The 23,389-nt window shown below is 69.2% G+C and carries 21 protein-coding genes and 1 pseudogene; 14 read left to right on the top strand and 8 right to left on the bottom strand.

The window, feature by feature from the left end:
* Window positions 1-244: 244 nt before the first annotated feature.
* Window positions 245-394: pseudogene (locus L3V18_RS06905) on the bottom strand (integrase core domain-containing protein); the annotation flags it as partial.
* Window positions 395-520: 126 nt separating this feature from the next.
* On the opposite strand from L3V18_RS06905, the gene L3V18_RS06900 reads away from it, so the two are divergent.
* From L3V18_RS06900 to xerC, 7 genes are all read left to right on the top strand, one after another.
* Entirely contained in the window at window positions 521-2,683 is a 2,163-nt protein-coding gene (locus tag L3V18_RS06900; RefSeq protein ID WP_237053947.1) for a S9 family peptidase, read from the top strand.
* On the top strand, window positions 2,683-3,534 hold the full coding sequence (locus tag L3V18_RS06895; RefSeq protein ID WP_237053946.1) for an alpha/beta hydrolase: 852 nt from the start codon (window positions 2,683-2,685) through the stop codon (window positions 3,532-3,534). Before L3V18_RS06900 ends, L3V18_RS06895 begins: the two co-directional genes overlap by 1 nt.
* Before the next feature lie 2 nt (window positions 3,535-3,536).
* Window positions 3,537-3,989 (top strand): YbaN family protein, encoded by a 453-nt coding sequence (locus L3V18_RS06890; protein WP_237053945.1) that lies wholly within the window; start codon window positions 3,537-3,539, stop codon window positions 3,987-3,989.
* 37 nt (window positions 3,990-4,026) lie between these two features.
* The gene (gene lptM, locus L3V18_RS06885; RefSeq protein WP_237053944.1) at window positions 4,027-4,248 is read left to right on the top strand and encodes an LPS translocon maturation chaperone LptM; all 222 of its coding nucleotides are present in this window, start codon (window positions 4,027-4,029) and stop codon (window positions 4,246-4,248) included.
* Window positions 4,245-5,108: a diaminopimelate epimerase gene (dapF, locus tag L3V18_RS06880; protein ID WP_237053943.1), complete on the top strand. Its 864-nt coding sequence runs from the start codon at window positions 4,245-4,247 to the stop codon at window positions 5,106-5,108. The genes lptM and dapF overlap by 4 nt, the downstream gene beginning before the upstream one ends.
* Window positions 5,101-5,778 carry a DUF484 family protein gene (locus L3V18_RS06875; RefSeq protein ID WP_237053942.1) on the top strand — a complete coding sequence of 226 codons (678 nt, stop codon included), beginning with the start codon at window positions 5,101-5,103 and terminating at the stop codon, window positions 5,776-5,778. The genes dapF and L3V18_RS06875 overlap by 8 nt, the downstream gene beginning before the upstream one ends.
* 180 nt (window positions 5,779-5,958) lie before the next feature.
* Window positions 5,959-6,837 (top strand): tyrosine recombinase XerC, encoded by an 879-nt coding sequence (gene xerC / locus L3V18_RS06870; protein ID WP_237053941.1) that lies wholly within the window; start codon window positions 5,959-5,961, stop codon window positions 6,835-6,837.
* Between the two features lie 231 nt (window positions 6,838-7,068).
* Here the strand turns inward: xerC and L3V18_RS06865 are convergent, their stop codons facing one another.
* Window positions 7,069-7,962, bottom strand: a complete 894-nt coding sequence (locus L3V18_RS06865; protein WP_237053940.1) for an SDR family NAD(P)-dependent oxidoreductase — start codon at window positions 7,960-7,962, stop codon at window positions 7,069-7,071.
* 97 nt (window positions 7,963-8,059) lie between these two features.
* On the opposite strand from L3V18_RS06865, the gene L3V18_RS06860 reads away from it, so the two are divergent.
* From L3V18_RS06860 to hslU, 3 genes are all read left to right on the top strand, one after another.
* Window positions 8,060-9,007, top strand: coding sequence for a LysR family transcriptional regulator (locus tag L3V18_RS06860; RefSeq protein WP_237053939.1), 948 nt, complete (start codon window positions 8,060-8,062; stop codon window positions 9,005-9,007).
* Between the two features lie 92 nt (window positions 9,008-9,099).
* Window positions 9,100-9,651 (top strand): ATP-dependent protease subunit HslV, encoded by a 552-nt coding sequence (gene hslV, locus L3V18_RS06855; RefSeq protein ID WP_237053938.1) that lies wholly within the window; start codon window positions 9,100-9,102, stop codon window positions 9,649-9,651.
* An 81-nt stretch (window positions 9,652-9,732) separates the two neighbouring features.
* Window positions 9,733-11,124, top strand: a complete 1,392-nt coding sequence (gene hslU / locus L3V18_RS06850) for an ATP-dependent protease ATPase subunit HslU (RefSeq protein ID WP_237053937.1) — start codon at window positions 9,733-9,735, stop codon at window positions 11,122-11,124.
* A gap of 108 nt (window positions 11,125-11,232) precedes the next feature.
* Here the strand turns inward: hslU and L3V18_RS06845 are convergent, their stop codons facing one another.
* Both L3V18_RS06845 and L3V18_RS19300 read right to left on the bottom strand, forming a co-directional pair.
* A complete protein-coding gene (locus L3V18_RS06845) occupies window positions 11,233-13,890 on the bottom strand; it encodes a M14 family zinc carboxypeptidase (RefSeq protein ID WP_237053936.1) in 2,658 nt (885 codons plus the stop codon).
* A gap of 135 nt (window positions 13,891-14,025) precedes the next feature.
* On the bottom strand, window positions 14,026-16,989 hold the full coding sequence (locus L3V18_RS19300) for a S8 family serine peptidase (RefSeq protein ID WP_305068974.1): 2,964 nt from the start codon (window positions 16,987-16,989) through the stop codon (window positions 14,026-14,028).
* A 145-nt stretch (window positions 16,990-17,134) separates the two neighbouring features.
* Between L3V18_RS19300 and L3V18_RS19530 the strand changes: the two genes are divergently transcribed.
* The gene (locus L3V18_RS19530; protein ID WP_484502716.1) at window positions 17,135-17,710 is read left to right on the top strand and encodes a GFA family protein; all 576 of its coding nucleotides are present in this window, start codon (window positions 17,135-17,137) and stop codon (window positions 17,708-17,710) included.
* Between the two features lie 137 nt (window positions 17,711-17,847).
* Window positions 17,848-18,213 carry a YciI family protein gene (locus L3V18_RS06830; RefSeq protein ID WP_237053934.1) on the top strand — a complete coding sequence of 122 codons (366 nt, stop codon included), beginning with the start codon at window positions 17,848-17,850 and terminating at the stop codon, window positions 18,211-18,213.
* A 94-nt stretch (window positions 18,214-18,307) separates the two neighbouring features.
* On the opposite strand, the gene L3V18_RS06825 is transcribed toward L3V18_RS06830, so the two are convergent.
* The 3 genes from L3V18_RS06825 to L3V18_RS06815 all read right to left on the bottom strand — a co-directional run bounded on the left by L3V18_RS06825 (window position 18,308) and on the right by L3V18_RS06815 (window position 20,064).
* The gene (locus L3V18_RS06825) at window positions 18,308-18,829 is read right to left on the bottom strand and encodes an RES family NAD+ phosphorylase (protein WP_237053933.1); all 522 of its coding nucleotides are present in this window, start codon (window positions 18,827-18,829) and stop codon (window positions 18,308-18,310) included.
* Window positions 18,826-19,185 (bottom strand): DNA-binding protein, encoded by a 360-nt coding sequence (locus tag L3V18_RS06820; protein WP_237053932.1) that lies wholly within the window; start codon window positions 19,183-19,185, stop codon window positions 18,826-18,828. The genes L3V18_RS06825 and L3V18_RS06820 overlap by 4 nt, the downstream gene beginning before the upstream one ends.
* Window positions 19,186-19,344: 159 nt before the next feature.
* Window positions 19,345-20,064, bottom strand: a complete 720-nt coding sequence (locus L3V18_RS06815) for a class I SAM-dependent methyltransferase (RefSeq protein WP_237053931.1) — start codon at window positions 20,062-20,064, stop codon at window positions 19,345-19,347.
* Window positions 20,065-20,113: 49 nt separating this feature from the next.
* On the opposite strand from L3V18_RS06815, the gene L3V18_RS06810 reads away from it, so the two are divergent.
* Entirely contained in the window at window positions 20,114-20,542 is a 429-nt protein-coding gene (locus tag L3V18_RS06810; protein WP_237053930.1) for an Rrf2 family transcriptional regulator, read from the top strand.
* Between the two features lie 157 nt (window positions 20,543-20,699).
* On the top strand, window positions 20,700-21,605 hold the full coding sequence (locus L3V18_RS06805; protein WP_237053929.1) for an NAD(P)/FAD-dependent oxidoreductase: 906 nt from the start codon (window positions 20,700-20,702) through the stop codon (window positions 21,603-21,605).
* Window positions 21,606-21,701: 96 nt separating this feature from the next.
* Here the strand turns inward: L3V18_RS06805 and L3V18_RS06800 are convergent, their stop codons facing one another.
* Window positions 21,702-23,000 (bottom strand): alpha/beta hydrolase family protein, encoded by a 1,299-nt coding sequence (locus L3V18_RS06800; RefSeq protein ID WP_237053928.1) that lies wholly within the window; start codon window positions 22,998-23,000, stop codon window positions 21,702-21,704.
* Window positions 23,001-23,389 lie beyond the last annotated feature (389 nt).

The raw sequence follows: 23,389 nt of genomic DNA, 5'->3' as shown, positions 1-23,389 counted from the left end.
ATCTTCCTGTTGTATCGAACTGGAAGGATTTTAATCTAGCTTTGGCGAGGGATATCGAGCTCCCAGCACATGAAACTTATCTTCATTATCAGCCTGAATGTAATGGGTAACAAGATCCTAGGCTAGTTTGCAAAGGCCGGCCAGCAGGGCTCAAGGTAGAGCCGAAACTGTCGTGGGCATTCTGGTCTTTCTGACCTGCCCCCAATAGCCGTCTCGTAGCCTTCCCCGTCAAGAGGGCAGTGGATTAGGAGGTTTCCCGCTCGCGCAGGGCGCGATAGAGGCTGGGTGGCAGGTGTCCCAGGGACTCGTGCGGGCGTTCGTCGTTGTAGCGTTGCAGCCAGGTATCGGTGATCTCTCGGACCTGGTCCAGATCCTCGAACAGATGGGCGTCGAGCACTGTGGTGGACTGCCCCAAGGTGTCTACGAAAGACTGGTCGATTCAGGGTCGCCTTCGCCCTCTGTTGCGAAACCCGTCCCCGGCCCCCATCCATGACCCACCCTGTCGCTGGCCGCCCTGCTGATGAGCCTTTCCACTGCCGTTCCGACCGTTGCTTCCGCCGCCGACCTGCCGGCCCCGCCGGATGCCGAGAAGCGTCCGCACGTGGTCAAGGCGCCGCACGGCGCCGAGCGCCAGGACGAGTACTACTGGCTGCGCGACGACGAGCGCGGGGACAAGGCGGTGCTGGCCTATCTGGAGGCCGAGAACGCCTATGCCGACGCGGTGATGGCGCCGCTGAAGCCGCTGGAGGACACGCTCTTTGATGAGATCGTCGGCCGCATCAAGCAGGACGACAGCTCGGTGCCGTACCGCAAGCACGGCTGGTGGTACTACACCCGCTTCGCGACCGGCCAGGACTATCCGGTCTACGGCCGCCGCCGTGATGCCGCCGGCGTCGATGCGCTGTCGATCCAGAAGGCCAACGACGCCGACGACTTCGCCGGCGAAGAGGTCCTGCTCGACGTCAACGCGCTGGCCGCTGGCAAGGACTACTACAACGTCGGCGACTGGGAAGTGACCCGCGACGACAAGGTGCTCGCCTATGCCGAGGACCTGAACGGCCGCCGCCAGTACACCGTGCGCTTCAAGGACCTGGAGACCGGCGAGCTGTATCCGGACCAGATCAAGGGCGTGTCGCCGAATCTGGTCTGGGCCGACGACAACCGCACCCTGTTCTATGTCGAGAACGATCCCGAGACCCTGCTGACCGTGCGGGTCAAGAAGCATGTGCTCGGTACTCCGGTCGCCAACGACGTGCTGGTCTACGAGGAGCACGACGACAGTTTCTACATGCACATCGGCAAGACCCGCGACGAGAAGTTCATCTGCATCGGCGTGGAGAGCACGGTGTCGAGCGAGCTGCGCTGCTCGCCGGCGGCCGATCCGGGCGAGTTCACGGTGCTGGCGCCGCGCGAGCGCGATGTCGAGTACGACGCCGACCACCATGACGGCCGCTGGGTGATCGTGACCAATGCCGACGGCGCGAAGAACTTCAAGGTCGTCACCGCGCCGACCGGTAGCACCTCGCGCAAGGACTGGAAGGACTGGATCGCGCATCGCGACGACGTGTTCATCGATGGCCTCGAGCTGTTCGACGGTTTCACCGCGATCGGCGAGCGCTCCGAGGGCCTGGAGCGCCTGCGCATCGTGCGCGGCACGCCGGGCCAGCCGGGCGAGGAGGAATACGTGAAGGCCGACGAGCCGGCGTACTCGATGGGCCTGTCGACCAATGCCGAGCCGGACACCGAGCTGCTGCGCTATGGCTACACCTCGATGACAACCCCGGACACCGTCTACGAGCTCAACGTGAAGACCGGCGAGCGCCGCATGCTCAAGCGCGAGCCGGTGATCGGCTACGACCCGGCCCGATACGTGACCGAGCGGCTGTGGGCGACCGTCCGCGACGGCACCCGGGTACCGGTATCGCTGGTCTACCGGAAGGGCTTCGAGCGCGATGGCAGTGCGGCCCTGCTGCAGTACGCCTACGGCAGCTACGGCTCCTCGACCGATCCCGGCTTCAACAGCACCGTGGTCAGCCTGCTCGACCGCGGCATGGTCTACGCGATCGCGCACATCCGCGGCGGCCAGGAGATGGGACGCGCCTGGTACGACGACGGCAAGCTGTTCCACAAGAAGAACACCTTCACCGACTTCATCGACGTGACGAAGTTCCTCGTCGAGCAGAAATACGCCGCGCCGGATCGCGTCGCCGCATACGGCGGCAGCGCCGGTGGGCTGCTGATGGGCGCGATCGCCAACATGGCACCGGACAGCTATCGGGTGATCCTGTCGCAGGTGCCGTTCGTCGACGTGGTGACGACGATGCTGGATCCGAGCATCCCGCTGACCACCAACGAGTACGACGAGTGGGGCAACCCGGAGCAGAAGGCGTATTACGACTACATGCTGTCGTACTCGCCGTATGACAACCTGAAGGCCCAGGCCTATCCGGCGATGTTCGTCGGCACCGGGTTGTGGGACTCGCAGGTGCAGTACTGGGAGCCGGCCAAGTACGTGGCGCGGCTGCGGGATCTGGACACCTCCGACCACATCGTCGTGTTCCGCACCAACATGGAGGCCGGCCACGGCGGCAAGTCGGGTCGCTTCCGCCGCTTCCGCGAGCGCGCCGAGATGTACGCATTCATGCTCCACCAGCTCGGCGTGGACGCGCAGGAGGCGCGCTGATGCGGCTGCGGGCAACGGCGCTGGCGGCGCTGCTCGGGCTGGTTTTGCTGCCCGTCGCGCTGGTCGCCGCGCCGCCCGCGCACGCGGCCGGGCCCGCCCCGGCGCAGCCGCTGGCGATCGGCGACAGTTTCGTCCTCGACAGCGAGGTCCTCGGCGAGCCGCGCCGGATCAACGTCTACCGCCCCGGCGGCGATCGCGAGACGCCGCTGCCGGTGCTGTACATGCCCGATGGCGGGCTCGGCGAGGACTTCCTGCACATCGCAGGGCTTGTCCAGGTCGGCGCGATGAACGGCACGATGCGGCCGGTGATGCTGGTCGGCATCGAGAACACCGAGCGCCGACGCGACCTGACCGGGCCGACCGAGGTCGGGAAGGATCGCGAGATCGCGCCGCGGGTCGGCGGCTCGGCGGCATTCCGCACCTTCATCGCCGACGAATTGATGCCGGAGATCGAACGTCGTTATCCAGTGACCGGCGAAACCGCGATCATCGGCGAATCCCTGGCCGGGCTGTTCGTGGTCGAAAGTCTCGTCGAGGCGCCGCAGCTGTTCGATGGCTGGATCGCGATCGACCCGAGCCTGTGGTGGAACGGCGGCCGGCTGGTCGAGGTGGCGCCGGCACGATTGCAGAAGCTTGCGCCGACCGGTGGCAAGCCGGAGCGGCTGTTCCTCGCCAGCAGCGACGAAGCCGGAATCGCCGTTCCCGCCGCCGCGCTGGCCCGGGCGCTGGCTGACGCGCCGGGCCTGCGGGTGCATCATGCGCCCATGCCGGCAGAGCAACACCACACCATCTACCATCCCGCGGCGCTGATGGCGTTGCGCGAAGTGTTCGCTCCGGGCAGCGGCGACTGACGATGACGCAGGCGCCGCGGCCACCACGCTTCCGCTGGGCCTGGTGGCTGCTGGCCTATGCCGCGCTTGGCCTGGGTCTGATCGGCATCGTGGTGCCGGGGCTGCCGACGGTGCCGTTCGTGCTGCTGTCGGCGTTCGCCGCCGCGCGCGGTTCCGAGCGCCTGCATCGCTGGCTGCTCGCGCACCGGCAGTTCGGACCGATGATCCGCGACTGGCAGGCGCACGGTGCGGTCAGCCGCCGTGCCAAATGGTTGGCGACGGTGATGATGTCCGTCTGCGCTGTGATCATGTTCCTGACCGCACCGAAGCTGTGGATGGCCGCGACCGGCACCGGGATCATGGCCGTGGTCGCGACCTGGCTGTGGTGGCGGCCGGAGCCGCCGCTGGCGCCGCCGCGACAGGCCGGGCGGCGGCAGAACGACCGGCGACGGCCTGAACCGCCGTCCGTCCGCTGAGCTTCGCAGTCCGCGGGACGCGGGCTACACTGCCGGCATGAATGCACGCATCGCACTTCCGTTGATCCTGTTGTCGCTGGCGCTCGCCGCCTGCGGCAACAAGGGGCCGCTGGTCCAGGCGCCGGTCGAGATGCCGGTCGGGACGCCGGCGGACACGACTCCTGCCGACGCCGCGCCGACCGATGCCGGAACACCGCCGGCCGACGACGTCATGCCGGAGGCCGAGGGCGACGGCGACGAGGAACCGGCTGCCGGATGAGCGCGCGGCCGCACGCGGCATCCGCCCCGCGCCTGCACTTCACCAAGATGCATGGCGCCGGCAACGACTTCGTCGTGCTCGACCTGCGCGGCGGCCGGCCGCCGCCGTCCCCGGAGCGCTGCCGCGCCCTGGCCGATCGGCATGTCGGCGTCGGTTGCGACCAGATACTGACCATCGAGGATCCGCTGTCGGATGGCGCGGTCGCCGCCTATGGCATCTGGAATGCCGATGGCTCGCGCTCGCAGCAGTGCGGCAACGGTGCGCGCTGCATCGCTGCATGGCTGGTGCGCGACGGCGCCGCCGGCGGCGAACGGTTCCAGCTCGACAGCCCGACCGGCCGTCATATGGTCGAGCGGATTGGCGACGGCCGCTTCCGCATCGCGATGGGCGTGCCCGAATTCGATCCGACACGGATCCCGATGCACAGGTTCGCCCGGCCCCAGGAGCAATACATCGCCGCCAACCCGTCGCTGCCGCCGTTCGGTGCGGTGTCGATGGGCAATCCGCACGCGCTGATCGAGGCCGACGACATCGCCGCCGCCCCGGTCGCCACGATCGGACCGGCGCTGCAGCGCGACGGGGTGTTTCCGGAATCGGTCAACGTCGGCTTCGCCCAGGTCGCCTCGCGCGACCGCGTGCGCCTGCGCGTATACGAGCGCGGCGTCGGCGAGACCCTGGCCTGCGGCAGCGGCGCCTGCGCGGCGGCGGCCATACTGATGAAGCGCGGACGCATCGACCGCAGCGTCACGATCGCGCTCCCGGGGGGGGAGTTGCTGATCGAATGGCCGGACGACGATGCGCCGGTGATGATGAGCGGCCCGACCGCGTTCGTGTTCGAAGGAGAATGGTCCGATGAGTGACATCCAGGAGAAACTCGGCGCACACGAGGTCGCGGCCTGGCTGCGTCGGCACCCGCGCTTCCTGCAGCAGTTCCCCGATCTTGCCTTGAGCCTGGTGGTGCCGCGCGACGAGGGCTCGGCCGCGTCGCTGGCGAGCTACCAGCTGGAAGTGCTGCGCGACAAGAATCGCGAGCTGTCGCGGCGGCTGCGGGAGCTGTTCGCGAACGCGCAGGAGAACGAGCGCCTGGCGGTGCGCACCCACCAGCTGGCACTGGCGCTGATGCGCCAGGACAGCGCCAGCGGCACCCTGCAGGCGATGGCGGCGACCCTGGCCGAGGAATTCAACGGCGATATCGTGCGACTGGTGATGCTCAGGCCGGTGGCCGGCCTCGAAGCCGCCGACTGGCTGCAGGTGGTCGCGGCCGACGACGGCGCGCTGGCGCCGTTCCGCGACTGCCTCGTCGACGGCGAGCCGATCTGCGGACGCCTGCAGCCGGAGAAGAACGCGCTGCTGTATGGCGCGCGCGTGGAGGAGGTGCAGTCCAGCGCATTGCTGCCGCTGCCCGGCATCGGCCTGGTCGCGGTCGGCAGCCGCGACCCGAACCGTTTCTATCCCGGCATGGGCACCCTGTTCCTGCGGATGATGGGCGAAGCGCTGGCCGCCGCCCTGCAGCGTTTCGAGCGCCGGTAGATCACCGGCGTGCGCAGGGTCGCCCAGGAGCGCCTGTAGGAGCTGCGTAAGCTGCGGCCGGATGCACACGGTCGCCGGCCACATTGCCGAGAGGGTCCGGTTCCTGTCGCCCAATCGCGGCTTACGCCGCTCCTACGGGGGATGTGCGGAAGAAGGGCTTCCGCGCTACGCTGGCGTCGCATGGCAACGAGCACGATCGACGAATTCCTTGCCCATCTGCAGGTGGAGCGGCAGATGTCGGCGCATACGCTGGACGCCTACCGCCGCGACCTCGATGCCCTGCAGGGCTGGAGCGCCGCGCAGTCGCTGCAGGTCGTGGATCTCCAGACCGAACAGCTGCGCGGCTTCGTCGCCGCCGAACACCGCCGCGGCCTCTCGCCCAAGAGCCTGCAGAGGCGCCTGTCGGCCTGCCGCAGCTTCTATGCCTGGTTGCTGAAACAGGGCCGGATCGCCGCCAGTCCTGCTGCGGCGATCCGTGCGCCGAAGGCGCCGCGCAAGCTGCCGCAGGTGCTCGACCCCGACGAGGCCAAGGCTCTGGTCGAAGTGCCGACCGACGCGCCGCTGGGCCTGCGCGACCGCGCCCTGCTGGAGCTGTTCTACTCCTCGGGCCTGCGCCTGTCGGAGCTGTGCGGCCTGCATTGGCGCGACCTCGACCTGGCCGACGCGCTCGTCCACGTGACCGGCAAGGGCAACAAGCAGCGCAGCGTGCCGCTGGGTTCGCATGCGCGGGCGGCACTGGCAGAGTGGCGCCGTTCGACCGGCGCCGGCAACGACGCGCCGGTATTTCCCGGCCGCGACGGGCCGATCACCCCGCGCGCCGTGCAGCTGCGGCTGCGCAAGCTCGCGCAGCAGCAGGGCCTGTTCAAGCGGGTGCACCCGCACCTGCTGCGGCACTCGTTCGCCAGCCACATCCTGGAGTCTTCCGGCGACCTGCGCGGCGTGCAGGAACTGCTCGGCCATGCCGACATCGCGACCACCCAGATCTACACCCATCTCGACTACCAGCACCTGGCCCGCGTCTACGACGACGCCCACCCGCGCGCGAAGCGCAAGCGTTGAGCGCCGCTGCGGTCCTATGGCCGCGGCTGGATCAACCCCGGAGGCACTGAACGCCGCGCTCTTCCCCGATCCACAGCCGGGAGGAAGGGGTTGGGAGAAGAGGCAGGCGGCGAGTGCCGTAGCCGGTGTCCATCAAGGACGAGGGCAACAGCAATGCTCCGTCACCCTGACTCTTCCCAATGAGGGAGCCGCCGGAGGAGACGAAATGAGTCAGGGGCATGCTATGGCGCCCTACAGCCCGGCCAGCACGCCACCGTCGGCGAGCACCGAGGAGCCGGTCATGTAGCGGCTCTCGTCGCTGGCCAGCCACAGCGCGACATCGGCGATCTCCTCCGGCGTGCCGATCCGCTTGAACGCGTCGATCTTCTGCCGCGACTGCTCGGCCATCTCCGGCGATGCGCCGGTGGCGCCGCGGAACAGCGGGGTGTCGATGATCCCCGGCGCTATCACGTTGACGCGGATCCCGCCGGCGCCGTAGTCGAGTGCCGTGGCCTGGGCCAGCCCCATCAGCGCGCGCTTGCTGGTCGCGTAGGCGCCGGCGCCGGGACGGGTGCTGCGCTCGTGCAGCGACGAGGTCAGGATGATGCTGCCGCCACCGCTGCGCAGCATGTGCGGGATCTGCTGCTTCATCGATACGAATACGCCGCGGGTGTTGGTCGCGTTGATCGCATCCCACTCCTCCAGGCCCAGCTCGTGCAGCGGCCGGAAGCGGCCGGTGATGCCGGCGTTGTTGAACGCCACATGCAGGCCGCCGTAGCGCCGGACGACGGCGTCGACGAACTCGCGCACCTGGTCCGGCACGGTGACATCGGCGCGCACGAACAGCGCTTCGCCGCCGTCGGCACGGATCTCCGCTTCGACTTCGCGGCCGAGCACCTCGCGACGGCCACAGAAGCCGACCCTGGCGCCCTCGCGCGCGAACGCGAATGCGGTCGCCCGGCCGATCCCGGATGTCGCGCCGGTGATGATCGCGACCTTGCCGGCCAGACGCCCGCGACCGCTGCGTTGCGGGTCGGCCGCACGCGCCGGTGCGAGGCCGGTGGCGAGGGCAGTGGCAGTGGCGGTGGCGGTGGCGGTGGCGGCCAGGCTGGCGCCGAGCAGTTCGCGTCGGGTGATTCCGGTCATCGGGAGCCTCGTCTTCGTCGGGGGAGAGGAGGAGCCAGTGTCCGGGACAACATCAAGGGTGATAATCGGATCGTCATGAACTAGTTTCATTCGAGACATGAACGAATTCCCGATGCTGACGCCGGGCCGGCTGCGCGAGCTGGTCGGCTTCGCCGCGGTCGCCCGTCACCTGAGCTTCGCGCGCGCGGCGGCCGAGGTCGGCTGCACGCCGTCGGTGCTGAGCCGGCGCATCGCCAGCCTCGAGCGCAGCGTCGGCGGTCCGGTCTTCCTGCGCTCGACCCGGCGGGTGTCGCTGACGCCGCTGGGCGAGGTCCTGCTGGCCGACTACCGCGCGGTCGAGAGCGCATTGGGCGGTCTCAACGCCGGGCTCGCGTCCCAGCACGCCGAGCCGGCCGGGCGGGTGCGGTTGCACCTGCCGGCGACCTACGGGCGGCGCCGGGTCGCGCCGCTGCTGGCCGGGCTGCTCGAACGCCATCCGCGGATCCAGCTCGATGTGGTGTTCGATGACGGGTATGCGGACCTGGTCGCGGAGCGGGTCGACGTCGCGGTGCGGATCGGGCGGCTGGCCGACTCGCGCTTGGTCGCACGCGGGCTGGCGCCGATCCGCCGCTTCCTGTGCGCATCGCCGCGCTACCTCAGGCAAGCGCCGCCGCTGCAGCGGCCGGAAGATCTGGCCAACCATCGCTGCCTGAGCTTCGCGCCGCTGCAGTCGGGCGCGTTGTGGACGCTGCAGCGCGGCCGTCTCAAGCGCCCGGTGCGGGTGCAGCCGGTGCTGGCCACCAACAATGCCGACGCCCTGCGCGATGCCGCCCTGGGTGGGGCCGGCATCGTCCTGCTGGCCGATTTCGTGGTCGGCGCCGATCTCGACGCCGGCGCGCTGGTCGAAGTGCTGCCGCAGTGGCGGGTGCCGCAGCCGACCGTACAGATGGTCTGGATCGCGGGCGCCGACCGTGCGCCGCGGGTGCGCGCGGTGATCGACTATCTCGGCGAGCGGCTCGGGCGTGCGGTGCCGGGCGATGTCGAATTGGGGATCGCGACGAGCTGAACCGGCGTGTCCTGCGCAGACGCCGATGGCGCGGGCCAACTTGAACCCGCAGGCGCCGCCCCCACCCATGAGTCATCGCTTCCGGAGGCCTCATGGATCCCAGCCAGAACCCCCACGTCTTCCATGCCACCACGATCGTCTCGGTGCGCCGCGACGGCCGCGTCGCGGTGGCCGGCGACGGCCAGGTCACCCTCGGCAACACGGTGATGAAGGCGAACGCGCGCAAGGTCCGCCGGCTCGGCCGCGACGGCCAGGTGCTGGCCGGCTTCGCCGGCGCCGCCGCCGACGCGTTTACCCTGTTCGAGCTGTTCGAAGCCAAGCTGGAGAAACATGGCCAGCTGACCCGCGCCGCGGTCGAGATGGCCAAGGACTGGCGCACCGAGCGCCGCCTGGGCAAGCTCGAGGCGCTGCTCGCCGTCGCCGACAGGGAAACCTCGCTGGTGATCAGCGGCACCGGCGACGTGATCGAGCCGGAGGACGGCATCATCGCGATCGGCTCCGGCGGCATGTACGCGCTGTCCGCCGCGCGCGCGCTGATCGCACACACCCAGCTTGACGCCCGCACGATCGCCACCGAGGCGATCAATATCGCCGGCGACGTCTGCATCTACACCAACCGAAACGTGGTGGTGGAAGAGCTGTAGGCAGCCCGCGAGGCGCGACCTCGCTCCCCTTTCGTCACATCGCGGCTCACGCCGCTTCCAGGACAGCGTTCAAGCGTTCATATGACCGACAACAACAACGCCACCATGACCCCCCGGGAGATCGTGCAGGAGCTGGACCGCCACATCGTCGGCCAGCACCAGGCCAAGCGCGCGGTCGCGATCGCCCTGCGCAACCGCTGGCGCCGCGCCCAGCTCGACGACGCGTTGCGCAACGAGGTGATGCCCAAGAACATCCTGATGATCGGCCCGACCGGCGTCGGCAAGACCGAGATTGCGCGCCGCCTGGCGACGCTCGCCAACGCGCCGTTCGTCAAGGTCGAGGCGACCCGCTTCACCGAGGTCGGTTACGTCGGCAAGGATGTTGAGCAGATCGTCCGCGACCTCGCCGACACCGCGGTCAAGCTGTACCGCGAGCAGGCCAAGCACCGCGTCCGCACCCAGGCGGAGGAGCGTGCCGAGGACCGCATCCTCGACGCGCTGCTGCCGCGCCGCACCGGCACCGCGACCTCGTTCGGCTTCAACATCGCCGATGCCGCGAAGGACGAGCCGTCCACGCAGGCCAACGCTCCCGACGACGCGACCCGCAGCAAGCTGCGCAGGCAGCTGCGTGCCGGCGAACTCGACGAGCGCGAGATCGAGATCGACGCCGCGGTCAATGTCGGCGTCGACATCATGGCGCCGCCGGGCATGGAGGAGATGGGCCAGCAGCTGCGGCAGATGTTCTCGCAGATGGCCGGCACCAAGACCCACAGGAAGACCCTCCCGATCAAGGCCGCGCGCAAGTTGCTGATCGAGGACGAGGCCGCCAGACTGGTCAACGAGGACGAGGTGCGCGAGGCCGCGATCGAGGCCTGCGAACAGCACGGCATAGTCTTCATCGACGAGATCGACAAGGTCGCCAAGCGCAGCGAAGCCGGCTTGAGCGGCGGCGACGTCAGCCGCGAGGGCGTGCAGCGCGACCTGTTGCCGCTGGTCGAAGGCTCGACCGTCAGCACCAAGTACGGCCCGGTCAAGACCGACCACATCCTGTTCATCGCCTCCGGCGCGTTCCACCTCGCCAAGCCCAGCGACCTGATTCCCGAGCTGCAGGGGCGCTTCCCGATCCGGGTCGAGCTGGGCGCGCTGAGCAAGGACGACTTCGTCCGCATCCTGACCGAGCCCAGGGCCGCGCTGACCCTGCAGTACGTCGAGCTGATGAAGACCGAGGGCGTCGAACTGCGCTTCACCGACGACGCGGTCGAGCGCCTCGCCGACATCGCCGCGACCGTCAACGAGCGCCAGGAGAACATCGGCGCCCGTCGCCTGCACACCGTGCTCGAACGCCTGCTCGACGTGCTCAGCTACGAGGCCCCCGACCGCGACGGCCAATCGGTCACCATCGACCGCGCCTACGTCGACCAGCACCTGGGCGAACTGGTCCAGGACCCGGACCTGAGCCGCTACATCCTCTGAGGCGGACGGGGCACAAGGCACGCGATCACGGAAGCCCGCCGCGAGGCGGGCTTCCGCTTGATGATCCTCCCGGCTCCGGACGCGCGTGCGTCAGGGCGCCGCACGGCATCAGTATGGCGGTATCACCACGCTGGTGCGCAGCACCCGCTCGAAACGGCCATGGCCGGCGAAGCGGCCGCTGAGGCGGAGCCTGGCGATATAGCTTCCCGCCGCCAGCGGTTGCGTGAAACGCAGCCTGTAGATGGTGCGGGAAGGCGTCCCATCCGGGAACTTGCCGGGGTTCACGCAGACCGGCGACTGCTCAAGGTATCCCGCCATCCTGCCGCCGCTCCCGCAGGGCGGGTGCTCGCCACCACCCGTCCGGCAATGTGAGCGCAGCTGTGCGCCGGCGGCGTCGAGCCACTCCAGCGATGCGGGATCCGTGGCCGGGAGCCATGGTGCGGCTGGCGTCAGCACGGCGGCGCCATCCAACTCCACGCTGCCGGCGAAGCGCGACTCCACCGACACATCCAGCATCGCCAGGCAGCGCTTGCGCTCCCACGCCAGCCGCGGCACGCAGCTCACCTGCAGCGGTGAACGCACGAAGGCGCCCAGCACGCATCGCCCCGAGCCTTCGAGATCCACCAGCCAACGTCCTGGCGCCGGCCGCAGCACCCGCAGGGTCAGGTGACCGGGGCGCGATGCGGCTTCGTATCCCCAGTCGCCGCGGCGCAGGCGCCGGCCGAACGGATCGATCAGCGCGAACTTGCCGGGGCGCCGCTCCGACGGACTGGCGAGGCTGAGCAACAGGCGGCTGACCCCCGGCTCCACCCAGAAGCCAGCGCCGGCCTGGTTCAGATCAGGAAAGCCCAAATGGTAAAGGTCGGTATGCGAGTGGTGCGCATGGGCCCGGCTTGCATCGTCGCCGCCATCGTCCTCCTGCTGCGCCGACACCATGCCATTGAAGACCAGATCGTCGTCGGACGCGTCCGCGCGGATCTGGTTGTAGACCTCGTACAGCTCCAGCGAGGTCGGGCTGAGGTGGAAGCTGCCCCCGGTTTCGCTTGCGACGTGCAGCAGCAGCGGGATGTCCGACTGGCCACCCAGGGCGACGGTGTGGACTGGCAATCCGGCGGGCAGGGTGTCGAGCACGTCGCCGGTCCAGGGCGCGCGGTTCTCGTAGCCGTCCGACAGCAGCACGATCGCGTCGCGGGCGGTCGAGCCGCTGGCCAGCTGGCCGGCCGCGGCCTGCAGCCCCGCGCCGAGCGAGGTCCAGCCGGCGAAGGTGAGCGCGTCGATCTCGTCGTGTGCCTGGATCAGGCTGGCGGTGGACAGCGGCGTCAGGGCGAGGTCGACGCGGGCGCGGTCGGCGAGCGGCGTGGCGTCCGCGTCCGGTGATGGGTCGGCGAAGCTGACCACGCCGACGCTGTCGCCGATCGACATCAGATCGATCAAGCGCTTGGCGTTGGCGCGGGCATCGTCGTCGTAGCCGGATGCGGCCATGCTGCCTGTGCGGTCGATGGCCTGGACGATGCGCGCCGGCGTCGTGGCCGCGACATCGAGATCTATGGCCTTGATCGCGAGCGCCCGCAGCGCGGCCACCACCTCCTGGACTGACACCAATGCCGAGTCTATCGGCGGTTGGAACGCCAGCGCGCATTCGAAGTCGAAGGCGAAGGCGCGATGGGCGAGGAAGAAATACTCGTCCGAAGTGCCGGCGTGGTTGCTGGTGCTTCCGGTCGCGTAGGTCTTGCCGCTGACGGCCTGGATCGCCGCGTTGGCGGCGGCTTCGAGCTGCTGGTAGACGAGCTCGTCCTCGGGCGAGACCGGCAGGCTGCCGGTGAAGCTGCCGCCGCTGGCGATCGGGCGGAAGATCTTCTCGCCCTGGGAATGTGAGTCGACCGCGACCAGGATGTTGGGAAAGTTCTCGGCGATGAATTTCAGGTTGCGGTTCTCCGGTTCGGAGAACGCAAACGGGCCGTGGTGGGCGTTGGAGCATGCCGAGGGCGAGGAGCCCGCCTCGCCGAAGAACACCTCGTAATTGCGATTGTTGTCGACACCGGGGCAGCCGGGTGCGCCGGGGTTCGCGCGACGGTTCTTGCGCCAGCCGGCGTCGTCGTGGAAGGAGAAGTTGAGGCCGTCCGGGTTCATCACCGGCACGATCAGCATCTCGCCCTGCTGCAGGATGCGGGTGATCTCCAGCACCTGAGGATCGGCGCTGGCGGGATCGTGGTTCCGCAGCAGCTGTTCGGCGAACTCGATCGCGATCAGCGGATTGATCCATTCCCGCGCATGGGTGCCGCAGATCAGCAGCAGCGCCGGCCGCCCGCGGTCCGACGGATCGTCGCTGAGCCGCAGCAACTGCACGGCGGATGGGCCGGCGAGCGCGGCGACCGAGCCATCGTAGCCCTCGGTGGTCTCGGGCAGGGTGGTGAGCTGGCACAATGCCGGAAACTCTGCTGCCAGGGCGGCGACCCGCGCGGCAACGGCGCCGGCGTCGAGGTAGCTGTCGACGAATCCGGTGGCCGGCGCGTCGTCGCTGTCGTCGTCGTGCGTGCTGGCGCGCTCCTCGCGGCGCACCGCGGCGGTCTGTTCCAGGTCTTCGGTGACCTCCGGGTCGAGGTCGTACTGCTTTACGACTTCCAGCTCGCTGGAGGTTAGCGCCAACATCAGCCAGCCGTCGGCCTCGTGGTGGTGGTCGAAGCAGATCCGGCCCTGGTGGTCGAGCGCCTCCAGCAGCGCTCTGTTGGCGGCGGTGGCCGCGATCCTGCAGGCGAAGTAGCCCATGACACGCTCCTTGTCGGGTGGCGCCGACCCGCTGCGGCCGCGTGTGGCGACTGCAGCGGGGCGCGAGGATGGAAGCCTGGACCGCGCCTCTCTCCCCGGCCGTGGCCAGGGAGGAGGCGCTTGTCCAACGCGGTACTAGCGCTTGCGCAGTTCCAGCGAGAATGCGCCCAGTACCCGGCCGCCGGTGTCGTACTCGATCAACGGCAGCTCGCGGGGGCTGGACAGCGATCCCTTCGGCAACTGCGCGCCCAGCACCACCGGGGTGAGTGAGCCGCCGACCATAGGCACGTCCAGGCTCAGTGCCGATCCGGAGTTCAGCACGAAGCGCTTGCGGCCGTTGACCGTCTCCACCCGCACATCCGACGCCGTCGGTCGCTGGTCCGCGGGGGTGCAGCAGCACGATCCGTGGCCGTCCTGCGGCGGGGCAGACGGGTTCCTGCTGTCCGCCAGCATCCGGGTCACCGCCCGTTCGACCTTGGGATCGAGGAAGCGCACCCAGATCCGGGCCTTCTTCGACAGGTTGCCGCGCGGCACGACGATGCGGCGGACGCGGTCGTCGTTGGACTCCGCACCGATCACACCGGTCATCTCGTGCTCGGCACCGTCGTCGTCGGAGTAGTCCACCGACACGTTGCGCTGGGCCAGGTTGGTGTTGTCGATGACCAGGTTCCCGGACGGCGTTGGCCCGGTGTGCGGCGAGATCTCGGCCAGCAGGCACGGATGCCAGCGGGTGCCGCCGACGAATTCCGGCGGTACCAGCGCGGCCGGCCACGGGAAGTCGAGGATGGTGTCGGCACCGGCCCCGAGAGAGGCGATCATTTGTTCGCCGAGGATGTAGGTGCCCTGCACCAGCGGGCTGGGAATGGGATCGCCGGAGTTGATCGTGGGGATGTAGTCTGCCGGGTATACGAACTCGGTGCCGGCGAAGTGGGTCAGGTAGACACGGACGAAGGCGTTGGCCGACGGCGCGCTGCCGGCGTTGCGCACGCGCACGCGCACCCAGTTGTCGGCGCCGGCGGCGGCCGGCTGGTTGGGCGGGTTGGCGCCATAGGCGGGGTCGCCGATCGGGTCGGTCGCCGGGTTGTCCTGACGCACCCACAGGTCCGGGCTGCGCCAGAACGTGCCGCCGGTCGGCACCAGGCTGCCGTCGTCGGCGAGGTTGTCGCGGACTACCAGGTTGACGGTGCCCGGGTCGAAGGCATCGGCGCCCTGCACCGCGGCGTTGACGTCCAGACGCCCGAAGCCGTACCACCAGCTGAAGCCGCCGGACCACTGTCCGACCGGGTCGGTGTTGGCGCCGTCGATCACCACCGCGGTGTTGCGCAGCAGATCGCGCAGATCGACCCAGGTCAGGTCGGGCTCGACCGAAAGCATCAGCGCGGCGGCCGCGGCGACGGTCGGCGCGGCCGCCGAGGTGCCGCCGAAGGTCTGCTCGCCGCCGGTGTGGTTGAGCGACGGCGCGCCGTTGCCCTGGGCGCAGATGTCGATCTCGGGGCCGAAGTTGGAGGTGTTGTTGAGCCGCTCCACGCCCATGCCGTCGGGCTGGTTGGAATTGCTGATCGCCAGGGTGCGCGGATGTGCGGCCCAAACCCGGTAGCCGGTGATCTGCTGCGGAACGGCGTTGTTGCCGGCCGAGTAGATCATCAGCGTGCCCTTGCCTCCGCGGCCGTAGACCGACAGGAAGGTCAGGGTGTCGTCCATCAGGCCCGACAAGGCCAGACCATTGACGCCGTGCGAGCAGCTGATGATGTCCGCCGCCGGGTTGATCGGTTCGGCCGGCCAGCCGGTCGAGGTGTTGCCGGTGGTGAAGCCGGCCGCCCACAGCAGGGCATCGGCATAGTTGGCGCCGCCCAGGGCGAGCGGGCGCTCCAGTCCGATCTGGTGCGTGTTCGGTGCGATGCCGGCGATGTCGTTGGCGTTGTCGGTTCGCGCCGCGACAATGCCATAGACACCCATGCCGTGCGAGGTGTCGGGCGCATAGCCGGGCGTGGTGCACGGCCGCAGGCCTTCGAAGTCGTAGCACTGCGCGAGCTGCGCCGTGCCATCGGTCAGGTTGCCACCGATGTCGGGATGGTCGGTGTCGATGCCGCGATCGAGCGTGGCGACGTACACCGCCGGACTGCCGAGGGTGAGGTTGGCCGAGATGCCGTTGAGGAACTGCCAGGCGTCGTCGACGTTCTGCAGGGTGAGGTTGGCCTGGTTGGCATAGGTCGGGTCGTCCGGCGGATCGGCCGGGAAGACATCGTCGACGATCTCCGCGATCAGGTCCGGTTCGCCGTAGACCAGCAGGTCCCGCGCGTACCACGCCTCGATGGTCTTGAGGTGCTCCTGGTAGGTCCCACCGGCGAACTCGATCAGCCGTGCGTTGCCGGCCTGCAGAAAGCCTCGCAGGATGCGCGCCTTGGCCTTCTCCACCAGCGCCTCGATGTCCTTCGGGCGCAGGTGGTCGCGGAAGCGGACGACGAAGCGCCGGTCCAGCACCTTGACCTGGCGCTGGGTGAGGTCGACCGGCATGCCGATGCGCGCGTCCTCGCCGAGCATGCGGCGGATGCCGGCCTCGGCCTTGGCGCGATCGCCGCGCGCGCCGAGCTGGAACAGCCAGATCGCGCCGCCGGCGGCCATCGACGGATGGCTCTCGTCCTCGGCCTTCAGGTCGACCGGCTTGAGCCCCAGCTTCTTGACGATCTCGTTGAAAAGTTCACGGCCGCGTTGGGGGTCCGGCGCCCGCGAATCGAAGCCGACCGCGACCAGGTCCTCGCGCGGCTCGAACGGTACCAGGTTCTCGCCGTAGCGGTAGAACGGCCAGCCGCGCTTGCCCAGGTAGACGCTTGCGGTCTTGCCGGTCGGCGCAACGGTGACGCTGCGCTCGGGCGCGACCATGCCGGTCGCCTTGACCAGCAGCCGGTAGTCGCCGGGCGCGACACGGCCCTCGTAGGCGGCGGTGTCCTTGACCCGCTTGAGCGCGATCCGGGTCTTGCCGGCGGCCAGCTCGACTTCGGCCTTCTTCCGCCAGGGCAAGCCGTTGCTGTCGTGTACCGAAACCCGTATCGGAGCGGCGGGGCTGTCCTGTTTGCGCGTTCGCGCTGCCTTGGTGGCCATGATTTCTCTCCTTGAATGGTGTGAACAGCTGCCTTCTCCCTGGCTCGAACATGACCGGCGTTGTCAGTGGCCCCGGTTAACGGAACGGACACATGTGTCCGACGACGGTTGAAGGCGGTGGCTGGGGCCATTCATTGCCAACGGCGTGCTGCAGGTGGACAGGACAGGTGCCGTGGCCTTCGTTGGCGTCGCCGACAGCGAGGTGAAGGAGGCGTCACGAACGGGTGACACCGGGCATCGGTTGCGGCGCGGAAGGGCTCCCGCTCCGTCTGGCGATGACAGCGCCCGGCACCGGACCTATGCTGTCGGCTGGCCTGGAGGAGACGCACATGAGCGGTTCAACGGCGGTTGCCTGTGCGGCCGGGTCCGCTTCGTGGCCTCGGGACGCCCGTACCGGGTCGGCCTGTGCCATTGCATGGACTGCCGCAAGCACCACGGCGCGCTGTTCCACGCCTCGGCGGTGTTCCCCCAGGACGCGGTGATGGTCGAAGGCGAGACCCGCGACTACCGGGGCCGCCACTTCTGCCCGCACTGCGGCTCTCCGGTGTTCTCGCGCAGCGGCGACGAGATCGAAGTTCACCTGGGCACGCTGGATGCGCCCGACCGGTTCACACCGACCTACGAACTGTGGACGATCCGTCGCGAGTCGTGGCTGCCGGAGTTTCCGTTGGCGAAGCGTCATGCGCGCGATCGCGAGGGGACGGAGCGTGAGGAGGCGTAGGGCGCAGGACCACAACCGACGTTGCGCCACGCGTGATGCGGAGCGTCGAGCTGGAAGTCCTGTCGGTTCGCATGCCGGGCGGCGCCAAGGATGGCCATGATGGCCGGCAACCTGATCCGATCTGTCTGGGAGGCTTCATGACGACCCATATCCGATCTGCGACTCGACGGTATCTGATCTCCTTCGATGCCGGTGCGATGGACCATATCCCCGAGGCGGACTGGCCGGCGGTGGGCGAGGCCTCGCATCGGGTGGTGCGGGAGGCAAAGGCCGCCGGGGTCTGGATTTTCGGCTGCGGTGTGGAACGCCAGCAATCGACCATTGTCGCGACCGATGGAAGCATCACCACTGGGCCGCTGCAGGAGACCAGGGCCGTGATCGGTGGGTTCTCGATCATCGAGGTCGCCTCGCGCGAAGAGGCCCATGCCTGGGCCGCCAGGATCGCCGCGGCCTGCCGCTGTGCACAGGAAGTGCGCGAGATCATGTACGACCCGGAGTCCTGACCGGGGGCTTGCCGGACGCTGCGGGTATCAGGGCGATTCGGCGCGGAAGTCGAGCTCACCGGAACGCGTCGGATCGCCCTGTCCCTCTGCCCGCCTATCGGTGAGGCCAACTGGACTGATCGCGCGGCAGCAGCCCGTTCGGGTCATGGGGTTCCAGCCATTCGGGTTGGAGCCGATCGGTGAACAGAACCACATTGAGGCCTCCTGGATTGGCGAGGCTCGGGAATATCAGGCCCAGCTCGCCCGCATCCAGAATGATGTCTCCGAGCGCCCAGCTCGGCGGCTCGGTTCCATCGACGAACAGCTGCCGCCAGTCGCAGCCCCAGTCGTTCCAGAGCGGGTCCCATCCGTCGTCGTCCAGTTGCCGAAGGTCGACCAGTTCGGGAAGGCGGGCCAGGTAGGCCACGAGCAGGTAGGGCTCGGTCAGGTCGTTGTCCTGGCGGTATTCGGCGGCGCAGGTGGCTTCCTCGAAGCTGAGGTAAAGCGCCGGCGTGCCGACCCGATTGAAGCGACCGCCGGCCCGCGCGGCGCCGGCACCGCTGAGGGGCTGGAAGGACCAGAGCGGGTTGTGGGCACGGAACAGCGGGGTGCCGGCATCCAGCCGGATGCGCCTCATCCGTTCTGGCCTCCGGAGATCGACTGCAGGTAGCGCAGGGCCTTGTCGGTGTCGCCATCCTTGACCGCATCGAAGAGGGTGCGCTGGCCCAGCACGCGTACCGGCGTGTTCTTCATGTGGAAGGCGGCATCGCGCACATTGGGCTTGAGGCCGAGCAGGGCCAGGAATACGCGGTTGTAGTCGCGCATGCGTTCCTGCGTGCGCGGGCTTTCCGGATGCAGGCGCATCGTGTTGCGGTGCACGCCCAGCGCGTTGGCCAGGACCGACAGGTCCAGCTCCAGGGTCGTGGCGAACCTCGCGGGCGAGAGGTAGGTCTGCCCGGGTTCGCGAAAGAGCTCGGTAATGTCCTGCTGCATGACAGCCGCCATTGCGCTCACCGTTTCGACAGGATGTGGGCACATTATGTGCATGAAATGTGCGTATATCAAGTGGATGCGTCGCCCGTGTTCCCGGTCCGTATGGAGAGGCGGGGCGCGCGCCGGGGGCTGCCGTCGATATCCACCTGCGCCGTCCTGCTAGCCCGCCAACCCCACCCAGCCCCGGAACGTGAATCCCGCATAGAACAGCTCGACCTGTTCGAAACCGGCCTCTTCGATCAGGGCCTGGTCCTGTTGCGGGGTGAGCAGGGGCAGGCGGGTGGCGATGGCGTCGATCGCGCGCCGGGCGTCGACGGCGGGAATGCCGGAAGCGGTGGCGAAGGCGGCGTATCGGCGCAGCCAGCGTTGGCGGCTGCCGTCGACGGTGGGGTCGCTATACGCGTCGCCACCTGCGCTGCCGTCGACGTCCGACGCAATGCTGTGGTGCGCGACCACCAGCGGGGCGCCGGGTTTCAGGCGCCGGTGCAGTTGCCGCAGGGTGTGCAGCCGCTGGTCGGGCGGCAGGAAGTGCAGGGTCAGCAGGCAGCTGGCGCCGTCGAAGGCGATATCCGGAGCGTCGTCGATCAGGCCTTCGAGCAGTTCCACATGTGCGACCAGCGGGCCAAGGGTGTCGGCGGCGAGTTTCAGCATCGCCGCGGACGGATCGACGCCGAGCAGGCGCCAGCCCGGCTGGGCCCGGGCGAAGGCCTTCAACTCCAGACCGCCGCCGGCGCCGAGCACCAGCACGCGGCCGTCGGCGGGCACGCGCTCGGCCAGCAGCAGGGTCGCCATCGTCTGCAGGGCGTGGAAGCCTGGGACCTGGCGGGGCGGGCCTTCGGCATAGCGGGCGACGGCATCGGGGTCTGAAAAAGGGGGCACGCGATGGGCTCGGTTGACGGTCGCGACTTAATGTAACATCATTTGTTACATGAAAAGGGACAGCCGCCTTTCCGCCGTTCTGCACGCGCTGCTGCACATGGCCGAGCATGGCGGGCCGATGACCTCCGATGCGCTGGCGCAGTGCCTGGGCACGCATCCGGTCGTGGTCCGGCGCACGATGGGCCTGCTGCGCGACGCCGGCTTGGTCGCTGCCGAGCGCGGCCATGCCGGTGGCTGGCGGATCGTCGCCGACCTGTCGAGGGTGAACCTGCGCCAGCTGCACGAGGCGCTGGGCGAGCCGGCGCTGTTCGCGATCGGCAACCGCCAGGAGCAGCCGCAGTGCCTGGTCGAGCAGGCGGTCAACGCGGCGCTGGACGGCGCCTTCGACGAAGCCGAGGCCCTGCTGATGGAACGGTTCGAATCGGTCTCGCTGGCCGACCTGGCCGCGGATTTCGCGCGCCGGCGCACCGCCCGCTGAGCCACCTCCGGCGGCCCGGAGTTTCGCGCCGGCGGACGGTGGCGCAGCCGCGCCAGCGCGCGGGCGGCCGGAGCAATGCCGGACCAGTTTCGGCGTTGCGACGTCCGAACGGTTCGGGGACGGCGGCATCCCGATCTTTCCTCATGGAGACAAGCAGATGAGCGATACGCAAACCGGACACGATGTCATCGTCGTCGGCGGCAGCTACGCCGGCATGGCCGCAGCGCTGCAGCTGGTGCGGGCGCACCGTCGCGTGCTGGTGATCGACGGCGGGCGGCGACGCAATCGCGCGGCGGCCCACGCACACGGCTTCCTCGGCCAGGATGGGGTCGACCCGACGGCGATCGCGGCGACCGCGCGTCTCCAGCTCGAGGCGTATCCGACCCTGACCTGGCATGACGACGAGGCGGTCGAGGCTGGCGGCGAACACGACGACTTCCATGTCGAGACCCGCGGCGGTCATCGCCATCGCGGCCGCCGCCTGCTGTTCGCGACCGGCGTGTCCGACACCCTGCCGCCGGTCGAAGGCCTGGCCGAGCGCTGGGGCATCAGTGTGTTCGCCTGTCCGTACTGTCATGGCTACGAGCTCGGGCGCGGCCGGATCGGCGTGGTCGCCACCGGCCCGATGTCGATCCACCAGGCGCAGCTGCTGCCGGAGTGGGGCACGGTAACCTTCCTGCTCAACGGCGCGCTGGAGCTGGACGACGTGAACGCGCAGGAACTTGCCGGGCGCGGGGTCGCGATCGAATCCACGCCGATCGCCCGCATCGACGGGCACGCGGACGTGGTCCTCGCCGATGGCCGCCGACTGCCGTTCGCCGGCCTGTTCACCGCGCCACGCAACGGGCCGGCGACGCCGGTGGCCGAGCGGATGGGGTGCGCGCTGGTGGAAACCCCGACCGGCACCCAGATCCAGACCGACGACGCGAAGCAGACCCGTCTTCGCGGCGTCTACGCTTGCGGCGACGCTGCGAGGATGCCGCACACGATCGCCCTCGCCGTCGCCGACGGCGCCTGGGCCGGCGCCCAGCTGCATCGTTCGCTGGTGTGGCCGGAGGCCTAATGTCCGGAGACAGGTCCAGTCACCAGGCGCCGGCAGCGAACGCGATGTTCGCCGGCCGATGCCTGGAACCTCTTCCCTGTCCGTGCCGCGACGGTCTCAGTTCCCGTCGCCGAACAACCGCGTACCGCGGCCGTAGGTTCCGTCGACGTCGTCCTTGATCCAGTCGCCGAGCAGGCGCAGGTAGCCGTCGGTGATGCGGGTGCCCTGGCGCTGGCCGTCGGGCAGGGTGCGGAACTCGAACATGCCGTGGTCGGTGTCGGGAAACAGGTAGACGTCGACGGGTTTGCCAGCGGCGGTCAGTGACTGCAGTGCGCCGCGGGTCTTCTCGATCGGCGCCTCGCGGTCCTGCTCGGCGAGCACCCACAGCAGCGGCGCATCGAGCCGCTCGAGTACGGCCTGGGCGTCGTAGTCCCAGATCAGCTCGAGGTTGTCGAAGCGTGCGCGACCGACCCGGCGCAGGTCGGCATCGGAAGTACGCAACATCGCTCCGCTGTGCTCGCCCTGGATGGTCGCCGCCCAGGGCGCGTCGGCCAGTTCGTGCCGCAGCGCCTCCAGCTCCTCGAAGCCGTCGTTGAAGTGCGAGGTCAGCAGCCGCGCGGTGGCCTGCGACAGCCGTTCGATCTGTTCGATCGCCCGCGCGTCGAAGCCGGCGGCGCGTGCCTCGGAGATCATCTGCTCGCGGTCCTCGTCGATCGGCGAGACCACCAGGCCGAAGCCGATCGCGACGAAGTCCGCGTCCGAGCGCGTCGCCGCCAGCGGCGCGACCCAGCCGCCCTGGCTGCCGCCGAAGTAGCCGGCGCGGCCGACGCGTCCACGGGTCATTTCGCGCGCGTGGCCAAGCGCCGCGGCGGCATCGTCGGCCAGTAGCTCGAAATTCTGCGTGTACTCGCCTTCCGACTCGCCGGTGCCGCGCTTGTCGTAGGCGAAAACGCGGATGCCCTGCGCCGCCATCATGTAGGCGTACGAGCTGCGGGTGGCCGACGTGCGCTCCGAGCCATGCACCATCACCACCAGCGGCATTTCCGGATCCGCCGATTCGGGTTCGATCAGGCGGCCGGCCAGTCGCGAGCCGAGGCTCGTGAAGGCGGTGTCGGTTTCCCGCAGGGCGATGCGCGGCCACAGTGTCGAGGTGCCCTCCGCGTCGCGCACGATCAGGCCATCGGCCGTGCAGCGCACCACACCGTCGTCGGCCACCGTGCTGCCGCGACGGCCGTCAACGAACAGGTAGCGCTGGCCCGGCGGCGCGAGGCCGGGCACGGAATAGACGACAACGACGTCGCCGTCGACGGCCGCGGCAGCGCCCGGGCCATAGGGGCCAGTGGGGCATTCGGCCGTGGCATCGGCTGCGTGAAGCAGTGCGGTCGAGAACAGTAGGGTGGTCAGGATTCGGCGCACGACCTGGGGTCTCCTGTGGGGCGAGGATTGGCACGGAGCGCATCCGCGTTGTCGCCGAAGCATCGACCGGAAGGGCGGGGATCAGCGGCAACGACGGACGAGGGCCGCGTACTCTACCGGGAGCCGATGTCCGGGGGCGGTGCCAGAGGTCCGGTATGGGCGAGCCGACGTCACGCGATGACCGTGGTCGACGACGGGGCGCGTTGTCGGGTCTGCGGAGGCGTGGCGATTGCGTCGCCGGCGATTGCGGCGGATGTCCGGCGCGCCCGGGTCTGCCGCCGTGGTCTGCGCCGCTTCTGACGCGATGCACAATCGCGTTCAGGCCGCTGCGCTGCTACCGTCGGATCTCGTGCTCGGACAGGGGGCGAGGCGCGAAACCGACAATCATC

This window comes from Marilutibacter chinensis, from assembly GCF_021725675.1.
In the GTDB taxonomy this organism is placed as follows: Bacteria; Pseudomonadota; Gammaproteobacteria; order Xanthomonadales; family Xanthomonadaceae; genus Marilutibacter; species Marilutibacter chinensis.
This window is presented reverse-complemented; position numbering and strand designations above follow the sequence as displayed.

Bases quoted from the DNA above. Each gene is read 5' to 3' on its own strand.
- L3V18_RS06810 (WP_237053930.1), top strand. From the start codon at position 20,114: ATGAAAAGGGACAGCCGCCTTTCCGCCGTTCTGCACGCGCTGCTGCAC.
- L3V18_RS06860 (WP_237053939.1), top strand. From the start codon at position 8,060: ATGAACGAATTCCCGATGCTGACGCCGGGCCGGCTGCGCGAGCTGGTC.
- L3V18_RS06825 (WP_237053933.1), bottom strand. From the start codon at position 18,829: ATGAGGCGCATCCGGCTGGATGCCGGCACCCCGCTGTTCCGTGCCCAC.
- L3V18_RS06805 (WP_237053929.1), top strand. From the start codon at position 20,700: ATGAGCGATACGCAAACCGGACACGATGTCATCGTCGTCGGCGGCAGC.
- xerC (WP_237053941.1), top strand. From the start codon at position 5,959: ATGGCAACGAGCACGATCGACGAATTCCTTGCCCATCTGCAGGTGGAG.
- dapF (WP_237053943.1), top strand. From the start codon at position 4,245: ATGAGCGCGCGGCCGCACGCGGCATCCGCCCCGCGCCTGCACTTCACC.
- L3V18_RS06865 (WP_237053940.1), bottom strand. From the start codon at position 7,962: ATGACCGGAATCACCCGACGCGAACTGCTCGGCGCCAGCCTGGCCGCC.
- L3V18_RS06820 (WP_237053932.1), bottom strand. From the start codon at position 19,185: ATGCAGCAGGACATTACCGAGCTCTTTCGCGAACCCGGGCAGACCTAC.
- L3V18_RS06890 (WP_237053945.1), top strand. From the start codon at position 3,537: ATGACGCAGGCGCCGCGGCCACCACGCTTCCGCTGGGCCTGGTGGCTG.
- L3V18_RS06875 (WP_237053942.1), top strand. From the start codon at position 5,101: ATGAGTGACATCCAGGAGAAACTCGGCGCACACGAGGTCGCGGCCTGG.
- hslU (WP_237053937.1), top strand. From the start codon at position 9,733: ATGACCGACAACAACAACGCCACCATGACCCCCCGGGAGATCGTGCAG.
- L3V18_RS06895 (WP_237053946.1), top strand. From the start codon at position 2,683: ATGCGGCTGCGGGCAACGGCGCTGGCGGCGCTGCTCGGGCTGGTTTTG.
- L3V18_RS06900 (WP_237053947.1), top strand. From the start codon at position 521: ATGAGCCTTTCCACTGCCGTTCCGACCGTTGCTTCCGCCGCCGACCTG.
- L3V18_RS06830 (WP_237053934.1), top strand. From the start codon at position 17,848: ATGACGACCCATATCCGATCTGCGACTCGACGGTATCTGATCTCCTTC.
- L3V18_RS06845 (WP_237053936.1), bottom strand. From the start codon at position 13,890: ATGGGCTACTTCGCCTGCAGGATCGCGGCCACCGCCGCCAACAGAGCG.
- lptM (WP_237053944.1), top strand. From the start codon at position 4,027: ATGAATGCACGCATCGCACTTCCGTTGATCCTGTTGTCGCTGGCGCTC.
- L3V18_RS19300 (WP_305068974.1), bottom strand. From the start codon at position 16,989: ATGGCCACCAAGGCAGCGCGAACGCGCAAACAGGACAGCCCCGCCGCT.
- hslV (WP_237053938.1), top strand. From the start codon at position 9,100: ATGGATCCCAGCCAGAACCCCCACGTCTTCCATGCCACCACGATCGTC.